General features: G+C 64.3%; 16 protein-coding genes. 6 read left to right on the plus strand and 10 right to left on the minus strand.

All coding sequences use genetic code 11. The features are described 5' to 3' along the window. Positions 1-129: 129 nt before the first annotated feature. From WHZ77_RS27140 to WHZ77_RS27165, 6 genes are all read right to left on the minus strand, one after another. Positions 130-825, minus strand: a complete 696-nt coding sequence (locus tag WHZ77_RS27140; protein ID WP_015688228.1) for an ABC transporter ATP-binding protein — start codon at positions 823-825, stop codon at positions 130-132. Continuing rightward, on the minus strand, positions 825-1,616 hold the full coding sequence (locus tag WHZ77_RS27145) for an ABC transporter ATP-binding protein (protein ID WP_375310765.1): 792 nt from the start codon (positions 1,614-1,616) through the stop codon (positions 825-827). The genes WHZ77_RS27140 and WHZ77_RS27145 overlap by 1 nt, the downstream gene beginning before the upstream one ends. Beyond that, positions 1,613-2,905 (minus strand): branched-chain amino acid ABC transporter permease, encoded by a 1,293-nt coding sequence (locus WHZ77_RS27150; RefSeq protein ID WP_375310766.1) that lies wholly within the window; start codon positions 2,903-2,905, stop codon positions 1,613-1,615. The genes WHZ77_RS27145 and WHZ77_RS27150 overlap by 4 nt, the downstream gene beginning before the upstream one ends. Further along, positions 2,902-3,849 (minus strand): branched-chain amino acid ABC transporter permease, encoded by a 948-nt coding sequence (locus tag WHZ77_RS27155; RefSeq protein ID WP_015688231.1) that lies wholly within the window; start codon positions 3,847-3,849, stop codon positions 2,902-2,904. The genes WHZ77_RS27150 and WHZ77_RS27155 overlap by 4 nt, the downstream gene beginning before the upstream one ends. 114 nt (positions 3,850-3,963) lie before the next feature. After that, positions 3,964-5,196 (minus strand): branched-chain amino acid ABC transporter substrate-binding protein, encoded by a 1,233-nt coding sequence (locus WHZ77_RS27160; protein ID WP_375310767.1) that lies wholly within the window; start codon positions 5,194-5,196, stop codon positions 3,964-3,966. Positions 5,197-5,437: 241 nt separating this feature from the next. Beyond that, positions 5,438-6,466, minus strand: coding sequence for a fatty acid desaturase (locus WHZ77_RS27165; protein WP_375310768.1), 1,029 nt, complete (start codon positions 6,464-6,466; stop codon positions 5,438-5,440). Positions 6,467-7,431: 965 nt separating this feature from the next. Here WHZ77_RS27165 and WHZ77_RS27170 point away from each other — a divergent pair. From WHZ77_RS27170 to WHZ77_RS27180, 3 genes are all read left to right on the plus strand, one after another. Further along, a complete protein-coding gene (locus WHZ77_RS27170) occupies positions 7,432-7,707 on the plus strand; it encodes a hypothetical protein (RefSeq protein WP_375310769.1) in 276 nt (91 codons plus the stop codon). A gap of 133 nt (positions 7,708-7,840) precedes the next feature. Beyond that, the gene (locus tag WHZ77_RS27175; RefSeq protein WP_375310770.1) at positions 7,841-8,518 is read left to right on the plus strand and encodes a Crp/Fnr family transcriptional regulator; all 678 of its coding nucleotides are present in this window, start codon (positions 7,841-7,843) and stop codon (positions 8,516-8,518) included. A 54-nt stretch (positions 8,519-8,572) separates the two neighbouring features. Next, complete coding sequence (locus tag WHZ77_RS27180) at positions 8,573-8,800, plus strand: hypothetical protein (RefSeq protein ID WP_375310771.1); 228 nt, start codon at positions 8,573-8,575, stop codon at positions 8,798-8,800. An 800-nt stretch (positions 8,801-9,600) separates the two neighbouring features. Here WHZ77_RS27180 and WHZ77_RS27185 read toward each other — a convergent pair. Then, positions 9,601-11,037 (minus strand): lipopolysaccharide biosynthesis protein, encoded by a 1,437-nt coding sequence (locus tag WHZ77_RS27185; protein WP_375310772.1) that lies wholly within the window; start codon positions 11,035-11,037, stop codon positions 9,601-9,603. Positions 11,038-11,324: 287 nt separating this feature from the next. On the opposite strand from WHZ77_RS27185, the gene WHZ77_RS27190 reads away from it, so the two are divergent. Next, positions 11,325-12,410: a glycosyltransferase family 1 protein gene (locus WHZ77_RS27190; RefSeq protein ID WP_375310773.1), complete on the plus strand. Its 1,086-nt coding sequence runs from the start codon at positions 11,325-11,327 to the stop codon at positions 12,408-12,410. A gap of 104 nt (positions 12,411-12,514) precedes the next feature. Further along, a complete protein-coding gene (locus tag WHZ77_RS27195) occupies positions 12,515-13,582 on the plus strand; it encodes an endo-1,4-beta-xylanase (RefSeq protein WP_375310774.1) in 1,068 nt (355 codons plus the stop codon). Between the two features lie 20 nt (positions 13,583-13,602). Here WHZ77_RS27195 and WHZ77_RS27200 read toward each other — a convergent pair whose 3' ends face one another. The 3 genes from WHZ77_RS27200 to WHZ77_RS27210 all read right to left on the minus strand — a co-directional run bounded on the left by WHZ77_RS27200 (position 13,603) and on the right by WHZ77_RS27210 (position 18,909). Continuing rightward, positions 13,603-14,553: a DUF6492 family protein gene (locus tag WHZ77_RS27200; RefSeq protein WP_375310775.1), complete on the minus strand. Its 951-nt coding sequence runs from the start codon at positions 14,551-14,553 to the stop codon at positions 13,603-13,605. Between the two features lie 95 nt (positions 14,554-14,648). Beyond that, positions 14,649-15,443, minus strand: a complete 795-nt coding sequence (locus WHZ77_RS27205) for a protein-L-isoaspartate O-methyltransferase (RefSeq protein WP_375310776.1) — start codon at positions 15,441-15,443, stop codon at positions 14,649-14,651. Between the two features lies 1 nt (position 15,444). Beyond that, complete coding sequence (locus WHZ77_RS27210) at positions 15,445-18,909, minus strand: AAA family ATPase (protein ID WP_375310777.1); 3,465 nt, start codon at positions 18,907-18,909, stop codon at positions 15,445-15,447. A 135-nt stretch (positions 18,910-19,044) separates the two neighbouring features. Here WHZ77_RS27210 and WHZ77_RS27215 point away from each other — a divergent pair, with 135 nt between their 5' ends. Then, entirely contained in the window at positions 19,045-25,491 is a 6,447-nt protein-coding gene (locus WHZ77_RS27215; protein WP_375310778.1) for an amino acid adenylation domain-containing protein, read from the plus strand. Positions 25,492-25,537: the final 46 nt, after the last annotated feature.

The following is a 25,537-nucleotide window of genomic DNA, read 5'->3' on the forward strand; positions in this document are numbered from 1 at the left end:
GCATCGATCGCGATGTCGGCAATTGCGACGATAGCCTGAATATGGAGCGGGAGATGTAGCGAAGAATTCAGATGCGTATGCGCAGCTTGCAGCCGTTCTATTCTGCGAGCCTGCCGCCTGAAGGTAAGGTCAGACCTCGAGCCATTCCTGCCGCACGGCGGCATTCGCCTTGAGCTCGTCCGGCGTGCCCTCGAACACGACGCGGCCGTGGCCCATGATGTAGACGCGCTTGGAGATGCGCATCGCGATCGACAGCTTCTGCTCCACCAGCAGGATCGCGACGCCGGCCTGCGCGATGCGCGCGATGAGATCGCCAACCTGCTGCACGATCAGCGGCGCCAGACCTTCGGTCGGCTCGTCGATCATGATCAGGTCAGGATCGCCCATCAGCGTCCGGCAGGTGGTGAGCATCTGCTTCTCGCCGCCGGACAGCACGCCCGCCGCGGTGTCGGCACGCGCGGCAAGATTGGGGAACATGTCGAGCATGTCCTGGAGCCGCCATTTGCCGGGACGGCGCGTGTCCTTGACGCCGAGCAGGAGATTCTGGCGAACCGTCAGGCTCGGGAAGATGTCGCGATGCTCCGGCACATAGCCGAGCCCGAGGCGCGCGATCTTGTAGCTGGGCAGGCCGACGATGTCCTTGCCCTTGAAGCGGATCGTGCCCTGCGGCGCGACCTCGCCCATGATCGCCTTGACCGTGGTGGAGCGGCCGACGCCGTTGCGGCCGAGCAGGCTCACGACCTCGCCGGCGGCGACGTCGAGATCGACGCCCTGCAGGATGTGGCTCTTGCCGTAATAGGCATGGAGATCCCTGACCTCGAGCATCAGTGTGCTTCCTCGCCGAGATAGGCTTCCTTGACCTTCGGATCGCGCCGAATCTCTTCCGGCGTGCCCGAGGCGATGATGTGGCCGTAGACCAGCACCGAGATGCGGTCGGCAAGGCCGAACACGACGCTCATGTCGTGCTCGACGATGACGAGGGTCTTGCCCTCGGTCAGCCGCCGGATCAGCGCCATGGCGCGCTCGGTCTCCGCATTGCTCATGCCGGCGGTCGGCTCGTCCAGCATGACGACGGTGGCGCCGCTGGCGATGGTGATGCCGATCTCGAGCTCGCGCTGCTCGGCGTAGGTCAAGAGACCGGCCGGGACATCGCGCCGGTGCGTCAGATGGATGTCGTCCAGGATCTGCGCGGTGCGCTCGCGTACCTCGGGCAGGCTGTCGACGTTCTTCCAGAAGGCATAGCGATGTCCAGTGGCCCAGAGCACGGCGCAGCGCACGTTCTCCCAAACCGACATGCGGGCAAACACGTTGGTGACCTGGAACGAGCGCGACAGGCCACGCCGGTTGATCTCGAACGGCTGCAGGCCGGAGATGACGTCGCCGTTGAGCTTCACCTCGCCCGAGGTCGGCTTGATATGGCCGCTGATCAGATTGAACGTCGTGGATTTTCCCGCGCCGTTCGGACCGATGATGGCGTGCCGCTCGCCTTTGGCGACGCTGAAATTGAGATCGCGAATGATGCTGACATTGCCGAAACGCTTCTCGACGGCGCGGACTTCGATCGCTGCGCTCTTATCAGATACCGCTCCGCTGTTTACAGAAACCGCTCCGCTCATGCCAGATACCCCCGGTCACGAGCGACCGTCGCAGCCCTGTCCCACGCATCGGCGATCCGCCGCCAGGTGAGCCGCGCGAGGAACCCGCCGCCGAAGACCAGAACCGCAGCACTGAGCCAAGTCATCGGAGACTTTGGATTGAAGGCAATGCCGAACAGGTTGATGGCCTCCCCGCCGGAATAGCGCGCAACCGTCTCGATGGTCAGGATGACGCCGCACGCGAGCGCCACGGTCGGCACGACGGCGACGAGATAGGACGGGATCACCGTCCACAGCGTTCCGGCGCGAACCAGCGGCCGGTGCATCATCAACAGGCCGGCAATGCCGCCGGGCGAGAACATCACGATGCCGATGAAGATGATGCCGAAATAGAGCTGCCAGACGCTGGTGAGGCCTGTGAGGCCAAGCTGGAGATAGGTGACGAGGATCGCACCGAGGATGGGGCCGAAGAAATAGGCGGTGCCGCCAATGAAGGTGGAGAACAGCACGAGGCCGGACTGGATCGCGCCGAGATAGGCGGAGTTTGCGATCTCGAAATTGATCGCGGCCAATCCGCCGGCAATGCCGGCAAAGAAGCCGGCAAAGCAGAAGGCGAGATAGCGGACCACGTGAGGATCGTAGCCGATGAACTGGACGCGCTCCGGATTGTCGCGGACCGCGTTGCTGATGCGCCCGAGCGGCGTGCGGGTCAGCGCGTACATCGCGATCGCCGCCAGCACCAGCCAGAACGCAATCAGATAGTACACCTGGAGCTGCGGCCCGAACGACCAGCCGAACATCTTTGGCAGCGCGGTGCGGTCCGTGGTGATGCCGGCTTCGCCGCCGAACACCGAGCGCAGGATCAGAGAGGACGACGCCACCAGCTCGCCGATGCCGAGCGAGATCATCGCGAACACGGTGCCGGCGCGCTTGGTCATCACCCAGCCGATGATCATCGCGAAGATCAGGCCACCGAGCCCGCCGAACAGCGGAATGAACGGCAGCGGGATCGGCCAGCCGTGCGACACCACCGCATTCATCATGTGGCAGGCCGCGAAGCCGCCGAGGCCGTAGTGAACGGCGTGGCCGAACGACAGCAGGCCGGTCTGGCCGAGCAGGATGTTGTAGGACAGCGCGAAGACGATCGCGATGCCGATCAGGCTGAAGGACGTCAGCGAACCGCCGGAGGAGAAGATCATCGGCAAGACAATCAGGGCGATCACACCGATCAGCCAGACGCCGTAGAAGCGCAGGGCGTCGCCAGCGCGCTTGCCCGTCATGTTCGATGTCGAAGTCGTTGCAGTCGTCATGACTCGCGCGTCCCCATCAGGCCCAGGGGGCGAACGATCAGAATAAGCACCAGCAGCATATAGGGAACGATCGGCGCGACCTGCGCGATCGTGACGTTCCAGATGTCGGTGAGGACGGACGGTCCCGACGACGGATCGAGCGGGCCGAATGCGCTGGCCAGCGAGCCATCGAGCGCCACCGCGAACGTCTGCACCAGCCCGATGACGAGCGAGGCGATGAAGGCGCCGGGCAAGGAGCCGAGGCCGCCGAACACGATGACGACGAACAGAATGGGTCCAAGCGAAGCGGCCATGTCGGACTGCGTCACCAGAGCGGGACCGGCAATGACGCCGGCAAGGCCGGCCAGCGCACTGCCGACGCCGAACACCGCCATGAAGACGCGCCCGACATTGTGGCCGAGATGCCCGACCATGTGGGGATGCGTCAGCGCCGCCTGCACGATCAGGCCGACGCGAGTGCGCTTGAGCACGAGCAGCAGCGCCACGAAGATCACGACCGACACGGCCAGCATGAAGATCTTGTAGGCGGGATAATTGGTCGAGAAGATCGTGAAGGCCGGAAAGTCGAGCAGCGCCGGCACGCGGTAGTCGACCGGGCTCTTGCCCCAGATCATCGACACGATCTCTTCGATCGCAAAGGCAAGACCAAAGGTCAGCAGCAACTCCGCGACATGGCCGTGCTTGTGGGTATTGCGCAGCCCGTAGCGCTCCACCGCCATGCCGATGGCGCCGACCAGCAGCGGCGCCAGCACCAGCGCGGGCCAGAAACCGATCCATTTGGTGAGCTGGAAGCCGAAGAAGGCGCCGAGCATGTAGAAGCTGGCATGGGCAAAATTGAGCACGCCCATCATGCTGAAGATGACGGTGAGCCCGCTCGACAACAGAAAGAGCAGCATGCCGAACAGCACGCCGTTCAAGGTCGAAATGACAATCAGTTCAAGCACAGCGCACTCGTCTCTGGCCGGGGCCCGGCGGTCCCGGTGAATCCGATCAAACGTCGTCCGGCCGCCATTCTCCCGCCGCCCATGACGGCCGCGGGAGAACGACGAGCTCAGCGATTACGGCCGCGCCATCTTGCAGGTCGTGGACACCATGGCCTGCGGCGTGTCGACCTTGGAGACCAGATGCCAGCCCCAACCGGTGCTCTCCTCGTCGAACGGCTCGTTGGCGGCGAGCTTGCCGAAGGAGGAGATGTAGATCGGCTGGAAGAACTGGTGGTCGTCCTTGCGCATGAGGCCCTGGCCACCGTCGAGAACATCGAACTTCAGGTCTTCGAGGGCAGCTGCGACCTTCACCGGGTCGATCGAGTTGGCCTTCTCGGCCGCTGCCTTGAACATCCGCATCTCGTTGACCGCACGCGGATACCACAGCGAGATACCGACCTTGGCGCGGAACGCCTTCTCGAAGTCCATCGCGGTCTGGTTACCGGAATTGGCAAAACCTTCGGTGATCTGGAAGACCTGATGGTCGAGGCCGGTCTGCTTGATCGCGGTCGGACCGCCGGCGCCGCCGGCATAATAGGTGTACCAATTGACCTTCAGCCCGGCATCGGCGGCGGCCTTGAGCAGCAGCGCAATGTCCTGACCCCAATTGCCGGTGATGACGCTGTCGGCGCCGGACGCCTTGATCTTGGCGATGTAGGGCGAGAAGTCGGTGACCTTCAGCAGCGGATGCAGCTCGTCGCCGACGATCTGGACGTCGGGCCGCTTGGCACCCAGCATCTTGCGCGCGTCGGTGCGTACCGACTGGCCGAACGAATAGTCCTGGTTGATCAGGTACACCTTTTTGACCGAAGGCGTGTCCTTCACGTAGTTGGTGAGCGCTTCCATCTTGATGTCGGAGCTCGCATCCCAGCGGAAATGCCAATAGCTGCACTTCTCGTTGGTCAGGCTCGGATCGACCGCGGCGTAGTTGAAGTACAGCACTTCCTTGCCGGGATTGCGCGAATTGTGCTTGGTGACAAAGTCCGAGAGCGCGGCGCCGACGGACGAGCCGTTGCCTTGCGTGATGTAGTGAACCCCGGCGTCGATCGCCTTCTGGGCCTGCACCAGGCTCTCCTGCGGATTGGTCTTGTTGTCGAGACCGATGATCTCGATCTTCTTGCCGAGGATGCCGCCCTTGGCGTTGAGCTCGTCGGCCAGATACTGGAATGTCTTCAGGCCACCTTCGCCGACGCTGGCGCCGCCGCCGGAGAGCGGATCGATATAGCCGATCTTGATGGTATCCTCGGCCGACGCGGCATGACCGAGCATCGGGGCGATCACGGCAATGGCCAAAGTGAGCTTGCGCATTGTTTTTGTTTCCTCGCTGGATTTCGACTTTAGTCGATAGTGCATGCGCATATTGCTGCGCAATTTCAGACCCCTAATGAGCAGAACGAGCTTTGATTGACAAGCACAACAGGACATGGCTCCGGCCGCCGCTACGGCAAAATGTAAAGGCGCCTGCCCATCTCTTTTGCAAGAATTTCCACATTGAGAAATAGATCGCAGGCCGGATCACACTGGCCTCTTACCATGATACGGGCGGGCGTCAGGTCCCGACAGATCGGGCGTGGACCCGAGCGCGTGCTTCGGCAAAGGAGACGAGCTGCAGCCGCTCCTCATCCCACAAAACCAGCGGCACGGACCTCAAACTCTGCAACAGCGTCATTCGTCCGATGTTCGCAAGCTGCGGATGGTCACGCAACACATCCGGCAATCGATAGCAGGGAATTCGGCTGGATAAATGATGGATGTGGTGGATGCCGATATTCGCTGTGAACCATCGCAACACGCCCGGCAAATGGTAGTGGGAACTGCCATGCAGCGCAGCTTCGTGGAAGCTCCAGTCTTCGCCGTGGGACCAGTACGTGTCCTCGAACTGATGCTGGACGTAGAACAGCCAGACACCGATCGACGCCGCCAGAACCACGATCGGCAGATGCACCAGCAGGAACGGACCGTATCCGACCAGCCACATCGCCGCGGCGACGAAAACCGCGATCGCGGCATTGGTGCCCATCGTGCTCAGCCAGGGCTTCCAGCCGCCACGCATCATCCCCACCGGCAATCGATGCTTCAAGATGAACAGGTAGGTGGGGCCGACGCCAAACATGACGAGGGGATGCCGATAGAGACGATAGAGCAGCCGACGCCATCGCGACTGTGCGTGAAACTCGCGCAGGGTCAACGTATCGATGTCGCCAAGACCTCTGTGATCGAGATTGCCGGAGCCCGCATGATGGTGTGCATGGTTGTGCCGCCAGTAATCATAGGGCGTCAGCGTCACGACGCCGATGGCGCGTCCGACCCAGTCGTTCACGAACCGGCTGCGGAAGAACGAGCCATGTCCGCAATCGTGCTGGATCATGAAGAGGCGGACGAGCAAGCCGGCGGCAGGCACCTCGAGCAGCAAGCCAAGCCAGTAGCCGTTGTCAAAGGCATTCCAGGCCAGAACCCAGATGGCCAGGAACGGCACCGCGGTGATTACGAGTTCGAGGACGCCGCGAGCGCTATCGGGCTCGCGATAGCGGGCAAGCAGCTGCGCCAATGCGCGGATGTCCGGCGTCTTTTGCGTCATATCTGGCAGGCTCCCGAATTTGCCCGCCCAGGAAAGCATGGCTCTTGCGCACGGACGCCTTCGGCAGCAGCTCTGAGGTCGCGCTCCCCGCGCACTCTCATAATGATCCGTGCGAGGACATCTTGCTGAGCAATATTGCACAGTCCAAGGTCCAGCATTCGCCTCCGCATGTCCCGAACCGCAAGCAAATCTTCCCAAGTATGAGCTATAATGAACAGTGGCCGACGCCGGCACGCCGCATGCTCAGCCGTCGCAGCCGGCGAATCGGCTGCCATCGGCGGCTTCTGGTACAGCATACCCCGCCACATGGACAGGAACTTCACATGTCGAGGTCTATGCTCGTCCGGAACCATCGCTTATTCCGATCCCCCGGCCACTCTGCCCGGCCTGCCAACGCCGCATGATGCTGGTCCGCATCGGATCAAGCTGCAACGGCCCGGATCTGCGCATCTTCGAATGCTCCGGCTGCGGGCACGTCTGCGGAAGACCCGCCAGCGATCCGGTAAGCTCGGCCAAGTAGCCCCAAACCGGAAGCGGCCCCAGCACGGGGGTGCGAACCGGGGCCGCCATTCATCGGATATGATGGGTAGGCATCATATCCGGTCGCTATCATCAAGCGACCCTGGCGACGTTCGTTCCAAGCAGAGCCCTGTAGGGAGGCGGTGCGAGCACGCCTTGGGATAGTTCATTTTCACGCTCTCACCTGCGGACAGAGGAACTTCTGCCGCTGTTCAGAATAGACCTGAGGGACAGCAGGGAATGCGCAAAACTGCTCAGGTGCCAATCATCTTAGCTGAGCGCTGCTCGCCCGGTTGCGAACGCTCATCCTACAGAACTGAGCAATTTTGCTCTGCGGAGACGCCACCCAACCGATAGGTTGGTTGACCGCGCTCACGACCGGGAGTGAGCCGGATTGCCAAATGGCGCGGCGGCCGCCAATGCGGGCTCGCCCAGGAGACCAACCCTTGACGATCAGAACTACACGGACGACCGTTTCATTCGCCAACGCCTTCACCCTTCGCAACCTCGATGGCGTTCAACCTGCCGGTGAATATGTCGTCGTCGTCGACGACGAGCAGATCGAGGGGCTGTCGAGGATCGCCTACCGGCGCGTCGCGACGCTGTTTCAGACGCCCGCAACGTCTGCCTCCCGACCGCTAATCCAGTCGTTCTCGATCAGCCAAACGGAACTGGATGCGGCACTCATGAAGGACCGGGATCAGACGATCGCGCGACATTGAGCGCAGACGAGCCGGTGAGCCCGAAATGGCCCCCAACGGGGGCTTGGACCACAAACGACAAGCAAGATTTGCCTAACGCGCCGGGCACCGACCCTGCTATCCTCCGTGAGGATCGTCCCCATATCAGGCCTTCATGCCAAAAGCGCCGAAAAGCACGTTTGATCCAAAGATCTTTCTCGCCAAAGTCGGCGACGGCAAAGCCATATTGCAATTCGACAAGAACCAGGTCGTGTTTTCACAAGGCGACGCTGCGGATGCCGTTTTCTATATCCAGAAGGGGAAGATCAAAGTTCTCGTCGTCTCCGAGCAAGGCAAGGAAGCGGTGGTCGGAATCATGGAGCCCGGGCAATTCTTCGGCGAAGGTTGCCTGAACGGGCATCCGCTGCGGATTTCAACAACGGTGGCGATGGAGCAATGTGTGATCACGGCCATCGCGAAATCCGCGATGCTCGACGCGCTCAAGAGCGAACCAAAGTTTTCCGAGTTGTTCATGGGCTACCTTCTCAGCCGAAACAGCCGCATCGAAGAAGACCTGATCGACCAGTTGTTCAATTCCAGCGAGAAGCGGCTTGCGCGTCTGCTCCTGCTGTTGGCGAATTTTGGCAAGGAAGGCGCCCCTCAGCCGATTGCGCTGCAGATCAGCCAGGAGACGCTCGCCGACATGATCGGGACAACCCGATCCCGGGTCAGCTTCTTCATGAACAAGTTTCGCAAGCTCGGATTCATTAGCTACAACGGCAAGATCGAGGTTCACAATTCTCTCCTGAACGCGGTCTTGTATGACAAACCTGAGATCGTGAGGGACGACTGAGACAGTTTTGGGCCAGCGCCTCGAGCCGCCTCCTGCAATGACATGAAGGTACCGATGAAAAAGCCGCTTACAACCGCAGACGAGATTGAGCCGAGAATCATCCAAAGGGCTGACGTGGCGCCGACCAGCGGCTTCTCGCTGGTGGTCGACGGTCACTTCAAGACGCATTACGACGACGCAGATGCCGCTCAAAAAGCCGGCGCCGAGCTGTTGGGCAGGTTTCCCATGCTGCAGATCCTGATTTACGATGCTGCGACCAGGACCAGATCCCCGCTGCAATAGTTGCCGCGCCCTGCTGCGCGCGATCATCCTCTTTCACGACGATTGAACGGCGTGCCGGAAACTATCCGGCGTGGATCTTCCCGCCGGCAAGGTCGAAAATCGCCGCACCTCACTGGATATCCGGCGTAGACACCTTTTTGATTGCGGTATACCCGCTCGCCTCACGTCAGAGGTTCCTTGCCGGTGCGCCGCTCGTCGCCCATCCGGTCGCGACCGAGACTCTCGCCTCTTCCTCGGCGAGACGCTTCGTGAGCGATTGCCGTCTGGCGTCGTCTTTCGCCAGCTCGAGCTGCCTCTTGAAGATTTTCAGGTTTTCGCGGTGAACGAATTCTTCCAGATTCTCCATTCGGGGCACTCGCTCAGGCCGGCGGCCTGAGATCGTGACTGGCGAGCCAGAGAACCGCGGTCGATTTGATCGGGTCGGTCTCGGCTTCCGCGGTATGGACGGGATGACAGCCAGCACACGCGGACGCACCGGCGTCAAACGCGGAGAAGCCCGGGATTCTCGTCCGGCTCAGGCGTTCGCCGCAGTCGGGACTGTGCGCTCGCTGGACTGGCGTCAGTGACGGACCGAATAGATGGGAATATTGCAACTGCATGCGATGCACCCTGATCACAGGCGGGAGCCCTACCACGCTCTCAGTCACCGATAGATGCCGATAAGGGACGGTGATAAGCACATTATGTGCCTTCAGACCGGAAGTTGCTGGTCAATATTGCTCACCCCGCCGGGCAGCCAGGCCTGTCGGTGCCCGGGACCGTCCCGCCGACATTGCCAAGCGGGTGGCGGCAGAAGGCGGCTAGACGCCCAGCGCCTTGCGGTTGAACGTCCGCAGGAAGCGCAGCGAGAGCGTTCGCACATTCGCGACGTTGAGCAGCCACGCCGCGGCAACATAGGCGAGTCCGCCCGCGAGACTCACGACGATCAGCGAGACGATGCCGGTGCCGTTGACTTGCGATCGCGCAACGAGGATGGCGCCTGCCATCGCTGCAGCCGATGCCGCGACGCCGGCGAGGCGATTGAAGTCGAACGGCACGGGATGGGCACGCCTCATCAGGGCGACGGCGACGACGAAGCCGATCGCCTCGGTCGCGAGCGTCGCAAGCGCCGCGCCGTAGAGGTCGTAGCCGGCGACCAGTGCGAACATCAGGACCACGCTGACGACGAGCGTGAGGAAGGATTGCGCCGCCAGCATGAAGGGCCGTTCGGCGAGCTGGAAGCTGATCTGCACATAGAACTGATTGGCGATGCCGAACAGCCGGGCCAGCACCAGGGTCGGCAGCAGCGCCGACACGCCGGCGCGGAAGTCGATACCGACGAGGGTGCCCGCGACCTGGTCCGCCGCAAGCGCGAGCCACACCGCGACCGGCGCAACGACGACGAGCAGCAGCTCGAGGCTTTCAGTCAGCCGCTGCCGCGTCGTCTCGTGGTTCTTCTCCGACAATGACCGGAACACCAGGGGCACGGTCGCCGCGGCGACGCTGGACGCGATCATGACCATGAACTGGCGCGGCAGGTCGGCGGCCACACCAAAGATGCCGGCGGCATCCTTGCCGAGCAAATAAGCGACGATCAGCCGGTCGCAGGCCGAATAGACCGCAACGGACAATCCGGCCAGCGTCAGCGGCAGGCCATAACGCGCCAGCTGCATGAACTGGCTGCGCTCGAAGCGTGCGATCCTGGTGCGATCGCCGACGAGGTTGAGGACGATGCCGGTGAGCGAACCGAGACCGAACGCAGCGAGCAGCCCCAATCCACCCCAGCCGAGCCAGATGCCGAGCAGGCCGAAGCCGACGCTCGCCACGCTGCGCACGATCGAGATCGCGGCAAACCGATAAGGCCGCAATTTGGCGCGCTCGAACTCCTGACCGACATCGACCGCATTGGCCATGATCGCGACGAACATGCTGGCGAGCAGCAGCTCGACGCTGACATCGCTGCGGAACAGGAAGACCAGCGGCGTGGTGGCACAGAGGACCGCGGCCGTGAGCCCGAAGGCGACCATCGCCGTACCGCGAAAATCCACTTCCGCCGACATCGCCTGATAGCGCGACACCGACAGTTTGATCCAGGCGAAGAAGATCGCGCCCAGAATGCCGGCAAGGCTGATGCCGACGACATAGACGCCGTACTCGGCCGGCGTCAGCAGCCGCGTGTAGGCCGTGACCGCGAAGAAGCCCACCGCCGCAGGCAGGATATAGGCGACGAGATAGATCGAGAAATGTCGGTTCAGCATGCGGACACGGGACCGGCGGCGCGGCTTTCGCAGCCGTTCATCAGTTGGACCTTGGCTTGACGATCGGAGGCCTTGACGATCAGGGGCTTGGCAATCGGACTGCGGCGCAGCATCCCCGAAGAGTGTCACATAAGTCTGCAAATCGGGCCGCGAACGGGACCAGCCGGGGGATTTCGCGCGTTAGCGTTAAATTTGCCCTTTCCTTGCACGGCACGGCGCGATCACAGAAAAGAAACCATGATTTTTAAACGTCGTCCGACGTTTTCCAGTGCCTGGACTTGACTGACATGGACGTTGCCGAGCGAATTCAGGCAAACCCGGCCTCGCTGCCGCACGGCGGCACCGAAGCTCCCTTGGTTCCGGCGGCCCCAGGCGACGGCGAGCGGATGACGCTCAACCTGTTCTTCGAGGAGCGGGACGACCGCTGGTTTCCGGGCGACCGCCACATCCGGCCGCTGCTGCGACGCGTGCTGCTCGGCGGGTCCTGGATCAGCGGCCAGAGGCGCGTGTTCCTCAATCTCTGCGCCGGACTCGACAGGATCGGCGTCCGCTATCGCGTCAACGATTACGGCCATATCCGCAAGCATCCGGAAGAGCTGGCCTGCATCATCGGGCGTCCCTTCGTGCTCGACTGGTTGGCATGGAAGAACCCGCTCCTGCTCGGAGTGGCCATGTACGACCATCCGATCGAGGCACCGGACAGCCTGAAAGATCTCGACGTCAGGGCCATCCTGGTGCCCTGCGCCTGGTATGCCGACATGTGCCGGCCCTATTGGCCAGGTGTCGAGGTCTGGCCGGTCGGCATCGAGACCGATTTGTGGCCGCCTGCACCTGCCGAACAAAAGAGCGTCGACGTGCTGCTCTACGACAAGGTGCGCTGGGACCACGCGCGCTACGAGACCGAGCTGATCGAGCCGATCCGCAGACATCTTGCAGCAAGCGGCCGCACGGTCGAGGTGATCCGCTACGGCCACTATAAGGAAGACGATTACAAGGCGGCGCTGGCGCGCAGCCGCAGCATGATCTTCCTCTGCGAGCATGAGAGCCAGGGCATCGCCTGCCAGCAGGCATTGTCGAGCGGCGTCCCCGTGTTCGCCTGGGACCGCGGCGGGCCATGGCAGGACCCCCAGTATTTTCCGAACAAGGTGAGATATGAAGGCGGCGTGTCATCAGTGCCCTATTTCGACGCCCGTTGCGGCATGACCTTCACCGATGCGGATGGCTTCGCCGCTGGCTGGGGCGAGTTCTGGTCTCATGTCGGCGCCGGCGACTTCGCACCTCGCGACTATGTGATGGACAATTTGACGCTCGAAAAGGGCGCGCTTCACTATTCCGAGATCGCGGAAGCCGTGATGCAGCATCACGCGCGTTGATGCGCGGCGCCCCGGGCAAAAGTTAACCCAACCACGGGAAACCCCGGCTTCGCGACGCGACGCTTGGTACATTGGCGCGTTGCTTCCCAAAGGAACGTCCCAAATTGGTCAAGCTCGACAGACGCGAATTTCTGATCGGCGGCGCCGCAACGCTTGCGGCCGGCGCATCGGCGTCTGCGGTGCCAGCGTCGAAACTTGCCCAGCGCCGTCCGGGTTTTGGTGCCGCGGCCACGCTCTGGGACCTGCAGGCCGATCCCAGACTCGGCGAAGCCATCAGCACCTATTGCACGCAGGTGGTGCCGGTGCTCGAGCTGAAATGGCCGATGCTGCGGCCGAACGCGCACACGTTCAACTTCGAGCGCGCCGACGCCATCCTGGATTTCGCGCGGGACAACGATCTGACGATGCGCGGCCACACGCTCGCCTGGTATCACGACATTCCGGACTGGACCAAGCAGATCAAGGATACCAAGGGCGTCGAACGCGCCTATGTCGACCACATCGGCACCGTCGTCTCCTATTACAAGGACAAGCTGACGTCGTGGGACGTCGTCAACGAGCCGATCCCGGACAATCCCAGGAAGATCACCGACCGGCGCGACACGTTCTGGACCCAGCACCTGGGCAGCAACTGGATTCCGCTGGCCTTCCGCACGGCGGCCGCGGCCGATCCCTTCGTCAAGCTCGCGATCAATGAATACGACATCGAGTCGGCAAAGGACTCGTTCATCGCCAAGCGCGCGGCCTACCGCAATCTCATCATGGACCTGCTCGACCGGGGCGTGCCATTGCACGCCGTGGGACTGCAATCGCATCTGCACGCCGAGCTCGATATCGACACGCATGGGCTGGCCGAGTTCGTCACCGAGCTACGCTCCTGGGGCCTCGACGTCCTCGTCACCGAGCTCGACGTCGACGACCAGAAGCTGGCGGGCAGTCCGGCGGAGCGCGACGCCATCGTCGCCAAGCGCGTCAACGATTTGCTGACGGCAATTTCGACCAGCGGACCGGTACGCTCGATCCTGACCTGGGGCCTTTCGGATCGCTACAGCTGGATCAACGGCACCTTCGCCCGCGCGGACAAGCAGCCGAACCGCCCGCTGCCGCTCGACGGCGAGTTCAAGCCGAAGCCGTTCATGGAGGTCATAAGCAAGTTCACCAAGGATGCTTGAGCTGCGGCTTTAGTCCAGCTCTAGCGCGTCTTCGGCGTCTCGAATTCGGCCACGTCCCCGATGTGATCGGGAGACAGGCTCGGGCCGCGCCGGTCGCGCGAACTCAGCCGGAAGACGTCGCGGATATCGTCGATCGAGGTCGACGAATAGGACTGGATGCAGAGCGCGACCTGCTCGGGCGAAGCGGCAAGCATCATCGCCTCGATCGCAGGACGGTCGAGACGCGTATCGTCCCAGTGCGAGGCCGCGATGCTGTCTTCCGTCACCCGATGGGCGGCCAGATGCTTTGGCGAATTGGCGACGAAGTGACCGTAGAGCAGATATTCGGAAAACTTCTTCTTGCGGCACAGCGCCAGAGCCCAGTTCAATCCCGTCGCCGACTTGATGGCGCCGGTCATGGCGCGCGCGGTGTCCTTGTCCCAGACCAGCGCGTTGCCGACATAGTCGTCAGCGGGGAAGGATCGCTCCTTGATACCTAGAAGCTGATCGACGGTGCGGAGCCACAGGACATGCAAGGGGTGATCGGCGTCGATGTCCTTGCGGGTGACGAACAGCGGCGTCTTCTCGGCACCGGCATATCGGCTCACGTCGAATTCGCGGAAGAACAGATTGTCGGAGTCCAGGATGCAGACACGCTGCTCCGGCGCATTGAGGACGCCGGCGATCTTGAGGATCTGCTGGATGTGCCAGCCGTGGACGGGCGACGACAGCAGCGACAGCCAGATCCGGCGGCTGCTCATGAACTGGAGCGCCGGCGGCAGCGCGAACAGCCATTTCGGCAGATAATGCGAGGCCGGAACGATGACGCGCTTGTCGGAAGCGAACGGCGCGAACAGCGGCACGTCCTCATCGTTAACGAGAACATAATGCCGCGTATATCCCGTCAGCCAGGTGTCGATGCTCTCGCTGAGCAGCGAAAACCGCTCGATATCCTTGGCGTAGCTGGCTGTCAGCAGGGCAACGGAATGCATAATGCGTGCTCAAATGGCCATGACCCCGCACTCATACAGGCGCCGGGTGACGCCGGAAACTCACAATCTGAATCAAGGTAAAATGAATCGAAGCATTAGCGATCCGACGGCAGCCCCTGCTCTATTCCCCGAAAACGCAGCGGCGCCAAAGCGGAGGCGCGCTGCCACCAGTCGGCGACGCGGTCATCCAGCGCGGTCGTACCGCGGCCCCGGCCGGGAAAGATCCGGATCTGCTGCACCGCTTCGGCCTCGAACCCCTTGCCCTTGCGCGTGATCTTGAGGGCGGCACCTTCGCGGTCGCGCTGGGTCAACGGCACCAGAAGGCGGCCGCGCGGGCGGAGCGACTGGAGCCAGAGCGGATGCGGATGCGAGAAACCGGCATGCACGATGATCACGTCGGCCGGTTCGCCGAGATACCGGCATCCGTCACCGTGGACGACCTCGACATTGCCATAGGCGCGAAGGTTGGTCGCGGCGCGAGCGGCGAGCCGCTCGTCGCATTCGATGGCTTGCACCCTGCCCCTGGGACCCACGATCTTCGACAGCACCGCCGAGAAATAGCCGAGCCCGCAGCCGATCTGGACCACGCGGTCCTTCTCCCCGACGTCGAGCAGATCGACGAAATGCGCCCACAGGCTCGGCAGCCCGGTGTCGAGCTTGCGCCGCGCGTCGATCGCGACCAGCACGTTGTCGTAGAGATGAACCGGATCGGCGTCAGGCGTCAGCCGGTAGCTGCGCGCCGCCTCGCTCTTGATGCGCCAGGGACCCTTCGCCAGAAAGTCCTCGCGCGGCACGGAACCGAGCGCCGCGAGCAGGCGCGGCGAGGAAATCCGCTCCCGCCTGGCAATCACCGCGACGTAGCGCGCACGCGCGGCGACAGCATCGCTCATGTCAGCGAGCGGCCTGTTCGCGAACGGGCGCGCTCGCACCGAGTTCGTTGACCAGCTCCATCGCCTGTTTCAGGTCCGGCGTGTAAAAGCCTTCGCTGAATTTAGCGACGATCGGCACGAGCAGGAGGCTTGCGTGCTCGCGCTTGCCTGTCACATGCGACAGGCGTGCGAGGCTGACGGCGGTGCGAAGCTCCCAAGACAGCGCGCCCTGCTTGCGCGCGGTCTCGAGCGACAGGGCGAACAGGTCCTCGGCTTCTTGCTCGGAAGCGGGATCGCCGTCCGACAGCGTGATCTCGCCCTGCAGACGGTACACTTCGGCGAGATAGGAATGATCACCGGTCCTTCTCGCGGTCGCGAGCGCGCCGTCCAGCGCGCGCAAGGCGGCATCGCGCATCCCGACCTTGGCATAGGCTTCCGCGAGCAGGCAGCGAAACCAGCAGCCGGCAAGCCAGGAATCCATCGCCTCGTATTCGTCGAGGCCGAGGCGCATCTGGCTGATGCCTTCATCGGCCTCGCCCAGTTGCGTCAGCGCCCAGCCGCGCAGGATCGCAGCCTGCTGCTTCCAGTGCAGGAAATTGTGCTCGGTGGCGATGATCATGGCGCGATTGGCATAGTCGCGCGTGCCCTCGATATCGCGCAGGTGCTGGCAGAGATAGGCGCCGAACACCAGCGCGAAAGCGAGCGAGAAGGGATGGCGAATCTTCTCCGCATGCAAAATCGCCTGCTCGCTGTGCTGGCGCGCCGCGTCGGGCCGGCCAAGGAACCACAGGAGATAGCCGAGATAGGACAGCGAGACGACACCGGGATCGGTGCCGTGCCGCTCCATCAGATCGGAGTGCCGGTCGGGGCTGTAGAGATTGATGCAACGGTGGAGGTGATGTTGTGAGGCAGCAAAGCGCCCGCGATAGAGCATGGTCATCGCGATCGAGCGGTGCGCCTCGATCAGGTAGCCGGTCTGCTGCGCCGGCTGCGTCCGCTCGTTCAGCCGCTCGCGCTTGGCGAACTTCAACAGCTCGACGCTGAGATCGTGCGCGCGGGTCAGGTCGGCGCGGATGAAATGGCAGACCCAGAGCCCGCGGGTGGCGGCGAAGGCCTTTTCATCGTCGTCGAGCTGCTGGCCGAGCTCGAGCGCGCGCATGTAGTTCTCCTCGACCTCCTGCACCGCATAGCCCTTGGCTGCGATCAGCGCGTTGCCGAGCGCGATGCGCAGCTCGAGCTCGATCTCGTCGGCGCCCTGCATGCGCGCATTGGCCTGCACCACGCCGAGGCCGCGGTGCAGATGGCCGATCGCCTCCAGATTGGCGCCGCTCCTGGCCGCCTGCTTGCCGGCCTTGAGCCAGAAGCTCGCGGCGCCCTCGCTCTGGCCGGATTCGGTGAGGTGATGGGCGAGCAGCTCCGGTTCGCGCTCGGTCTTCTCCGGATACATCTCGGCGAGCACCTGCGCGATCCTTGAATGCAGCTTGCGCCGCTCGCTGTGCAGCAGGCTGTCATGCGCGGCGTTCTGGATCATCACGTGCTTGAAGGAGTACAGAGCATCGGGCGGATGGCCGCGCCGCATGATCAGCCCCGCCTCTTCCAGATGATCGAGCGCGGCCTCGATCTGCTCCGCCGGCGTGTTGGCGACGGCGTGCAGCGTCTCGTAGGAGAACTCGCGGCCGATGGTGGCGCCGATCTGCGCGATGCGCTTGAACGGTCCCATCCGGTCCAGCCGCGCCATCAGGGAATCCGTTAGCGTCGCCGGGATCGCGAGTTGCCGCCACGGGCCCGACAGCACGTAGCGCCCATGCCGCTCGGTCAGCAGGTTGGATTCGAGAACGGTCTTGGTCAGTTCCTCCAGGAACAGCGGCACCCCGTCGGTCTTGACAATGATCTCCTCCACGACCTCCTTGGGAAGCTCGCGGCCCGCGACGCGCTCGACCAGCGTCGTGCGCAGGTGCCGGCTCAGGCGGTTCAGCACCAGCGTGGTGATATGCGAGTGCGCGCTCCAGCTCGGCTGGAACTCGGATCGCGCGGTCATGACGACCAGGATCGGCCGGTTCTGCACCCGGTCGACCAGGAGATCGATCACCTCGCGGGAGGTTGGGTCGATCCAGTGCAGATCCTCGAACGCGATCACCAGCGGCATCTCGCGCGCAAGGCCGAGGAAGTGATCGACCAGCGCCACGACGGTCGCATCCTTCTGCTGCTGCGGCGACATGTCGAGCGGTGGATAGCGATCTCCGGTCGGAATCGACAACAGCGCGGCGAACAGCGGCGTGACCTGCTCGATATTACCATGGGCGGCGGCGATCGCGGTCTCCAGGCCGGCCAGCGACAACGCGGACGGGTCCTCGCGATCGAGACCGAGCGAAAATTTGAGCTGCTCGGAGAACGGATAGAACGCCGTGGAGGTGTAGTAGGGCGAGCACTGGAACGAGATCTGTCCGTGCCGATCGCCCGAGATCCGCTCGAAGATCTCCTGGATGATGCGCGACTTGCCGATACCGGGCTCGCCGAACTTGACCACGACCTGGCCGTCGCCGTCCTTGACCTGCTGCCAGCGCCCCATCAGCAGTGCGATCTCTTCCTCGCGATTGACGAGCGGCGTCAACCGCCCGCCCATGGCGGCGGCGAAGCGGGTCTCCACCCGCGATGCCCGCATCACGTGCCAGGCCTGCGCCTTCTCAGAGATCCCCTTCAGCGCATGGGCGCCGAGATTGCGGTAGTCGAACTTCCCCTTCAGCAGCGACTGCGTCGACGCGGAGATCACGACGCCATTGGGCGGCGCCAGGCTCTGAAGGCGCGCGGCCAGATTGACGGTTTCTCCGACCGCGGAATCGCGCTCCTCGGTGCCCTGTCCGACGAGGTCCCCGACCACGACGAGGCCGGTCGCGATTCCGATCCGGACGGCCGGAGCGTGGCTCAGCGCGCCGCGCGGCTCGACCGCGCGCGCGGTCGACAGCACCCGCACGATCTCGAGCCCGGCACGCACCGCGCGCTCGGCGTCGTCCTCATGCGCGGTCGGATAGCCGAAATAGACGAGGATGCCGTCGCCGACGAAGCGCGCGGCAAACCCTTCATAATGCTTCACCACCCGGACGCAGGTCTCGCGAAAGCTCGCGATCATGTCGCGCACGTCTTCCGGATCGAACTGCACCGAGAGCGAGGTGGAGTCGACCATGTCGCAGAACATGGTGGTGAGCTGACGCCGTTCGGCGCCGACCTCCGTCCGCGGTTGCAGGCCTGCCGCCGGTTCGGGCTTCTCCGCAGTCTCGGCCTGGAACAGCGCGGCCATGGCCCGCTGCAGCCGCTTGCGATCGCCCAGCGGCAATCCGAGCTCGACCAGATCGGACTCGGTCAGGTCCGCCATGACATCGAGATCGAGGCGGTGCTGCGCGAAGAGATCGGTATAGTAACCAAGACCGATGCCTTCGAGCCAGCGATTCAGCCCGCCTTCCGTCCCCGTGCCCGGTTCATTCTCCAGCATGGTGATTCTGCCCGACCATCACTCCGTCGAAGGGCTTTAGGCCCCTCAACCACAGATTTTGGGGCCCGAACTTCACCTCAGACTGGACGCGTTCCCTAACTCTTGGGAAGAATAGCTCAATCAGATCAAAAGGGAATGGCATTGTCGGACATTGCATCCGGAGCGGGAGAGGGATCGGACGGCAGAGGCGCCGAAACCGGGACTTTTGCCCATATCAGCGGCTTTCTCGACTTTCATGCGCGGAAGACGCCGGCGGCGCCCGCGCTCCTTGCACCGGGCCGGCCGGCCCTCACCTACGGCGAGCTGGACAAGCTGATCCAGCAATTGGTCCGCACCCTGCGCGGGCGTGGCATCACCCCGGCCGACCGGATTGCCGTCGCACTGCCGCGCGGCGCCGACAGTGCGCTAGCGCTGATCGCCGTCGCCTCGGCCTGTGCCTGCGTCCCGGTCAACCCAGATCTGACCGCAGACGAGCTGCAACGCTATTTCAGCGAATTGAAGCTGAGGGGGCTGGTCACCCGTGCCGATATGAACTCGGCCAGTCGCGACGTCGCCAGGGCGCTGGATATCGCGGTGATCGATTTCGTGCCGGGGCCGGACGATCGTCTCGGCGCCTGCACGTTCGCCGGACCGGCGGTTGGTCCGGCAGACGCCAGCGGCGCTTCGAGCGGCGACGATGACGCCTTCATCCTGCTGACCTCGGGCACCGCGGCGCGGCCGAAAATGGTGCCGCTGACCCAGCGCAATGTGTGCCTGTCCGCTCACAATGCCGGCCGCGTGCTGTCGCTGGCGTCCCATGATCGCCTGCTCAACATGTTGCCGCTGTTTCACGCCCATGGCCTGATCTCCGGCCTGCTGACGGCACTGGCCGCGGGCTCCAGCGTGATCTGCACCAACGGTTTCGACGCATCGTCCTTCTTCGGATGGATGCGAGAGCTGCAGCCGACCTGGTACACGGCGGTGCCGACCATTCATCGCGCGCTGCTGACGGCGGCGGAAGCCGACCCGGATCGCGCCCGGTCCTCGTCCCTGCGCGTGATCCGCTCGGCCTCGTCCTCGCTCGCGCCTGCGATCCTGAGCGGGCTCGAGGCCATGTTCGGCGTCCCCGTGCTCGAGACCTACGGCATGACAGAAGCGGCCTCGCAGATCGCCGCCAATCCATTCGAGCTGCGCAAGGTCGGATCAGTCGGCCGCGCCGCGGGCCCCGAGATCGCGATCATGGACGAGACAGGCCGGGCGCTTGCGAGCGGCGAGCATGGCGAGATCATGCTGCGCGGACCGAACATGACGCGCGGCTATTACAACGACGACGCGGCGACGCAGGCTGCATTTCGCGGCGGCTGGTTCCGGACCGGCGATCTCGGTTACCTCGATGCCGACGGCTATCTCTACATCGTGGGCCGTATCAAGGACGTCATCAACCGCGGCGGCCAGAAGATCTCGCCGCTGGAGGTCGAAGAGGTCCTGCTGAGCCATCCGGCGGTGCTCGAGGCCGGCGTGTTTGCCGTCCCGCACCCAAAGCTCGGCGAGAACGTCGCCGCCGTCGTGGTGCTGCGGCCGAATTCCGAGGCGACCTCGGACCAGTTGCGCCAGTTCGCACGCAAGCGCCTTGCCGCCTACAAGGTGCCGAGCCTGATCCGCGCCGTGGCGGCGCTGCCGAAGGGCGCCAGCGGCAAGGTCAAGCGCAATGCGCTGGTCGATCTGATCGCGAGGACCGAGGATAGCGACGAAGCGCGGCTGCCGCGCACCGCGCTGGAAACCCAGCTCGCGGATATCTGGGCCGGCCTGCTGGAGCTGCCGCAGGTCGGTGTCGACCAGGACGTGTTTGCGCTCGGCGCCGACTCGCTCGCGGCGACCCAGATGCGTTCGCGCCTGCGCGAACGCTTCAACGTCGACTTCTCGTTCGAAGACATCTTTGATTGCGCCACGGTCTCCGCGCTCGCGGCCCGGATCGAGACCGCGACAACGCATCGCGAAACGATGCTGCCGGCCTGGCGCCAGGCGGCGGCACCGGAGGCGCCGCTGTCGTTCCAGCAGCAGCGAATGTACCTGCTCTCGCGGCTCGACAAGACCCGCTACAACTACAACGTCGTCGAAGTCGCCGTGCTCAAAGGCCTGGTCGACGTCTCTGCGCTCCAGGCGAGTCTGACCACGATCTGCGCGCGCCACGAGGCGCTGCGCTCGGTCTTCGTCGAACGCCACGGCGAGCCGGTACAGCATGTGCTGCAGTCGCCGCCGCAGTTCGAGCGGATCAAGCTCAAGCCCTGCCCCGCGGACAAGCGGGAAGCGGCGATCAGGCGCGCGGCGCTCGAGCTTGCGCAATATCCGTTCGATCTGGCGAAGGAGCCGCCGCTGAAGATCACGCTGCTGTCATTCGACAAATCCAGCCACGCGCTGGTGGTCAACGTCCACCACCTCGTCACCGACGGCTGGTCGCAGCGCCTGTTCTGGGAGGAGCTCGCCGCCCATTATGCCGCCGCGCGCAAGACGAGTGCGGCGGCGCTGCCCTCGCCCGCTTTCCAGTATCGCGACTTTGCGCTCTGGCAGCAGAGCTGGGCGCTGACAGAAGCGGCGAAGGAACAACTCGACTACTGGCGGGCGCAGCTCGACGGCGTCACCACACTGCCTCTGCGAACCGACCGGCCGCGACTGGAGGTCTGGAGCGGCCACGGCGCCCGTCACTATCTCGAATTCTCCAAGGCACTGTCGGCCGATCTGCGCGCGCTGAGCCAGGACCAGGGCGTCACGCCTTTCATGACGCTGCTTGCGGCCTTCCAATGCCTGCTGTTCCGGCACACCGGGCACGAGGACGTCGCGACCGGATCGCTGATCGCCAACCGCAACCAGATCGAGAGCGAGCGCCTGATCGGGCTGTTCGCCAACACCCTGATCCTGCGCAACGATTTTGGCGGGGATCCGAGCTTTGGCGAAGTGCTGCGGCGGGTGCGGCAGGTGACGCTGGATGCTTACCGCAACCAGGACCTACCGATCGAGGAGGTGCTGCGCGCGTTGCAGGTCGCGCGCCGGAGCGACGGCAATCCGCTGTTCCGGATCATGTTCATTCTCCAGAACGCCTCGATCGAGGCGGCCCGTTTCCCCGGCCTGTCGACACGGCGGCTGGAAGTGGACCCGAGGGTCGCGCGCTTCGACATCACGCTCGAACTGGTCGAGGCCGACGGCCGCTTCACCGGCTTCTTCGAATACGCCACCGATCTGTTCGATGCGGCGACGATCGAAGGCATGGCGGCGCAGTTCAAGACGCTGCTCAGGGCCGTCATCGCAAATCCCGAGCAGCGCATCTCGCGCCTGCCGCTGTGGACCGAGGCCGAACGCCGGCAGTTGCTGGCGCAAGGCCACGGCGCTCCGGCCGATTTCCCCAAAGACGGCAATCTCGGAGAACGCTTCGATCGCCAGGCGAGGAAGAGACCGAATGCGATCGCGGTGTCGGACGGACACACATCCCTGACCTATCGCGAGCTCGCCCGCCGCAGCCAGGCGGCGGCCTGCTGGCTGGCCCGCGAGGGCATCGGCGCCGAGAGCGTCGTCGCCCTGCTGGCGGACCGCGGCCCCGATCTGCTCGCGACGATGATCGGGGTGCAGCGCGTGGGCGCGGCCTTCCTGAACCTCGATCCCGACCAGCCGCCGGCACGGCTCGCGACCATCCTCGGATCGAGCTGCGCCCGCATGCTGCTGACCGGACGCGCGCAGTCAGCCATGGTCGAAGCGCTGCTCGAACCGCTGGTCGAGCGCATCCATGTGGCCGAGATCGACGATGCGGTTACGTCGCCCGGATCCGCCAAGCCGGCGCGTGCGGCGCGGCGCGCGGCTTCGAGCCTTGCCTATCTCGTCTATACGTCCGGCTCCTCCGGCGCGCCGAAGGGCGTCATGATCGAGCAGCGCGGACTGTCGAACCATCTGGCGTCGCTCATTGCGGAGCTTGGCCTCTCGGCCAGGGACGTGATCGCGCAGACTGCGCCACAGAGCTTTGTGATTGCGGTCTGGCAGTTCCTCGCCGGTCCCATGGTCGGTGCGCGCGTCCATATCTGCGGCAACGCGACCGTGCAGGACCCGATATTGCTCGCCCGGGAGATCGAGCGCGAAGGAATCACCGTGCTCGAGATCGTCCCGTCGCTGTTGCGCGTGATCCTCGATCGCATGGACGAAGCGCAGGTCCAGCGCACCTTTGCAGGGTTGCGGCTGCTGATCTCGACCGGCGAGCCGCTGCCGGTCGATCTTTGCCGTGCATGGTTCGCCCGCTGCGCCAAGGTGCCGTTGATTAACGCCTATGGCGCATCGGAATGTTCCGACGACGTTTCCCTCCACCGCCTAACCAAGGCGCCGGCGACGGCGACGGCCAACGTCCCGGTCGGCGCGCCGCTGCCCAACACCCAGCTCTACGTGCTCGATCAGAACCTTCAGCCGCTGCCGGTCGGCGTGACCGGCGAGCTCTGCATCGGCGGCGCCGGCGTCGGCCGCGGCTATATCAACGATCCCGCGCAACACCGGCAGCGCTTCATTCCCGATCCATTCGGGCGCAAGGCCGGCGCGCGCCTGTACCGGACCGGCGACCTCGCCCGCCGCCGCGCCGACGGCACGATCGAATGCCTCGGCCGCGCCGACCATCAGGTCAAGATCCGCGGCTACCGCATCGAGCTCAAGGAGATCGAGAACGCGCTTGCCGACCATCCGGGCGTGCGGGCCGGCATCGTCGAGCCGCGCCGCGAGGCGAGCGGCGATGTCAGGCTGATCGCCCATATCGTTGCAAGGTCCGGCAGCCGGAGCAACGCCAGCGAGCTGCGCGAATTCCTGAAGAGGCGGCTGCCGGGTTACGCCATCCCGTCCGCATTCCTGTTCCTGGATCAGATGCCGCTCAATGCCCATGGCAAAATCGACCGATCGGCGCTGCTCGCGCCGACGCAGCAGGAAGCCTCCGCGCCGGACACCGCCGTTTCGGCACGAGGGTTCACCGAAAAGGTGCTCTCCGACATATGGATCGACCTGCTGAAGGTCGAGAGCCTCGGCGTCACCGACAATTTCTTCGATCTCGGCGGCCATTCGCTGCTGGCGGGCCAGGTGATGGCGCGCATCGCCCGAGCACTCGGCGTGTCGCTGCCGATCAAGACCATCTTCGAGGCGGCGACGATCGAAGAGCTGGCCCGACGGGTCGACGAAGCCGTGACGGCGAAGCCGCGCAGCCTCACGGCAACCGTGCCGCGGCTGGCCGAAAGCGGGCGGCCGACGCTCTCGATCGCGCAGGACCAGATGATACGGATCGAGCAGAAGCTGCCCGGGCTGCCGCTGTTCAACTTGCCTTTCGCCTTCCGACTCGAAGGCCCGCTCGATCCGGCCATCCTCGCCCAGGCGTTCGGCGACATCGTGCGCCGCCACGAATCGCTGCGGACAGGATTCGGCTGGAGCGGCGAGGAGCCGGTCAGCCGCACCGCCACACCCAGCGAGCTCGGGCCGGTCCTCACCGTCGAGGTCATCGGCGACGGGCATCCGCACAATAACAAGCGGCGCAAAGCGCTCGAGCTCAGAAAGGTCGATCTCCTGATCCAGCAGGAAACCTATACTCCGTTCGACACCGCGCGACCGCCGCTGTTGCGGGCACGGCTGTTGCGGCTTCATGCCGACGACCACGTGCTGCTGCTGACGCTCCACCATGCCATTGCCGACGGCTGGTCGATCGGCGTGCTGTTCGAGGAGTTGTCGAACCGCTATGAGGCGCTGGCCGGACGTCCGTCCGCGCCGCTGCCGAAACTGCCGCTGGCCTTTGCGGACATCGCGCGCTGGCAGCGCTGGTGGTGCGGCACCGACGCAGCCCGCCGCCAGGCCGCCGACTGGACGGAGAATCTGCGCGGCTCTGCCCCCGTCTTCGACGGCAAAGCGAGCCCGAGTGCATCCACCGGGCATCATCCGGTCCACCTCGAGCGCGAGCTGATCGGCCGGCTCACGGCCCTAGCCGGCCAGCACAATTGCACGCTCTTCATGTACCTCCTCACCGGCCTGAAGGCCCTGCTGCTGGCGCGAACCGGCCGTAACGACATCTCGATCGCCACCGCCATGGCCAATCGCGCCCAGCCGGATACCGATAGGATCGTCGGCCCGTTCGAGAACACGGTCATCGTCCGCACGCGAATCACGCCGGAGTTGTCGTTCGCGGAAGCCCTGGCCCGGGTTCGCCAAAGCGTGCTCGACGCGCATGCGCGGCAGGAACTGCCCTTCAATATCCTGGCCGACCATCTCGATCAGGAGGGGATCGACCCGTCCTCGCTGCTCCAGGTCTATTTCACGCTGCAAAATCCACTGCGCCAGCCGCTGGATTTGCCGGAGATTGCAGTGCAATCGATCGGAAACATCGCACGCGAGGGCCAGCCGGTGCTGCCGATCGACCAGACTTGGCTGTCGCTGATGCTCAAGGAGCGGCCAACCGGAATTACCGGCTCATGCAACTACAAGAGAGAGTCGTTCGATGGCCGCATGGTCAGCGAGTGGATGGCGGATCTCGTCGCGCTGCTCGGGACGGCCGTCGCCCAACCCAATACGCCGCTCGGCCGGTTGGTCACTCGCAGGGCGGCATGATCCGCTGTACAAAACGAGCGAATGGGAGTTCACTCGCCAAAGCTGT

It is taken from the genome of Bradyrhizobium sp. A5, assembly GCF_042076515.1.
Classification (GTDB): domain Bacteria; phylum Pseudomonadota; class Alphaproteobacteria; order Rhizobiales; family Xanthobacteraceae; genus Bradyrhizobium; species Bradyrhizobium cosmicum.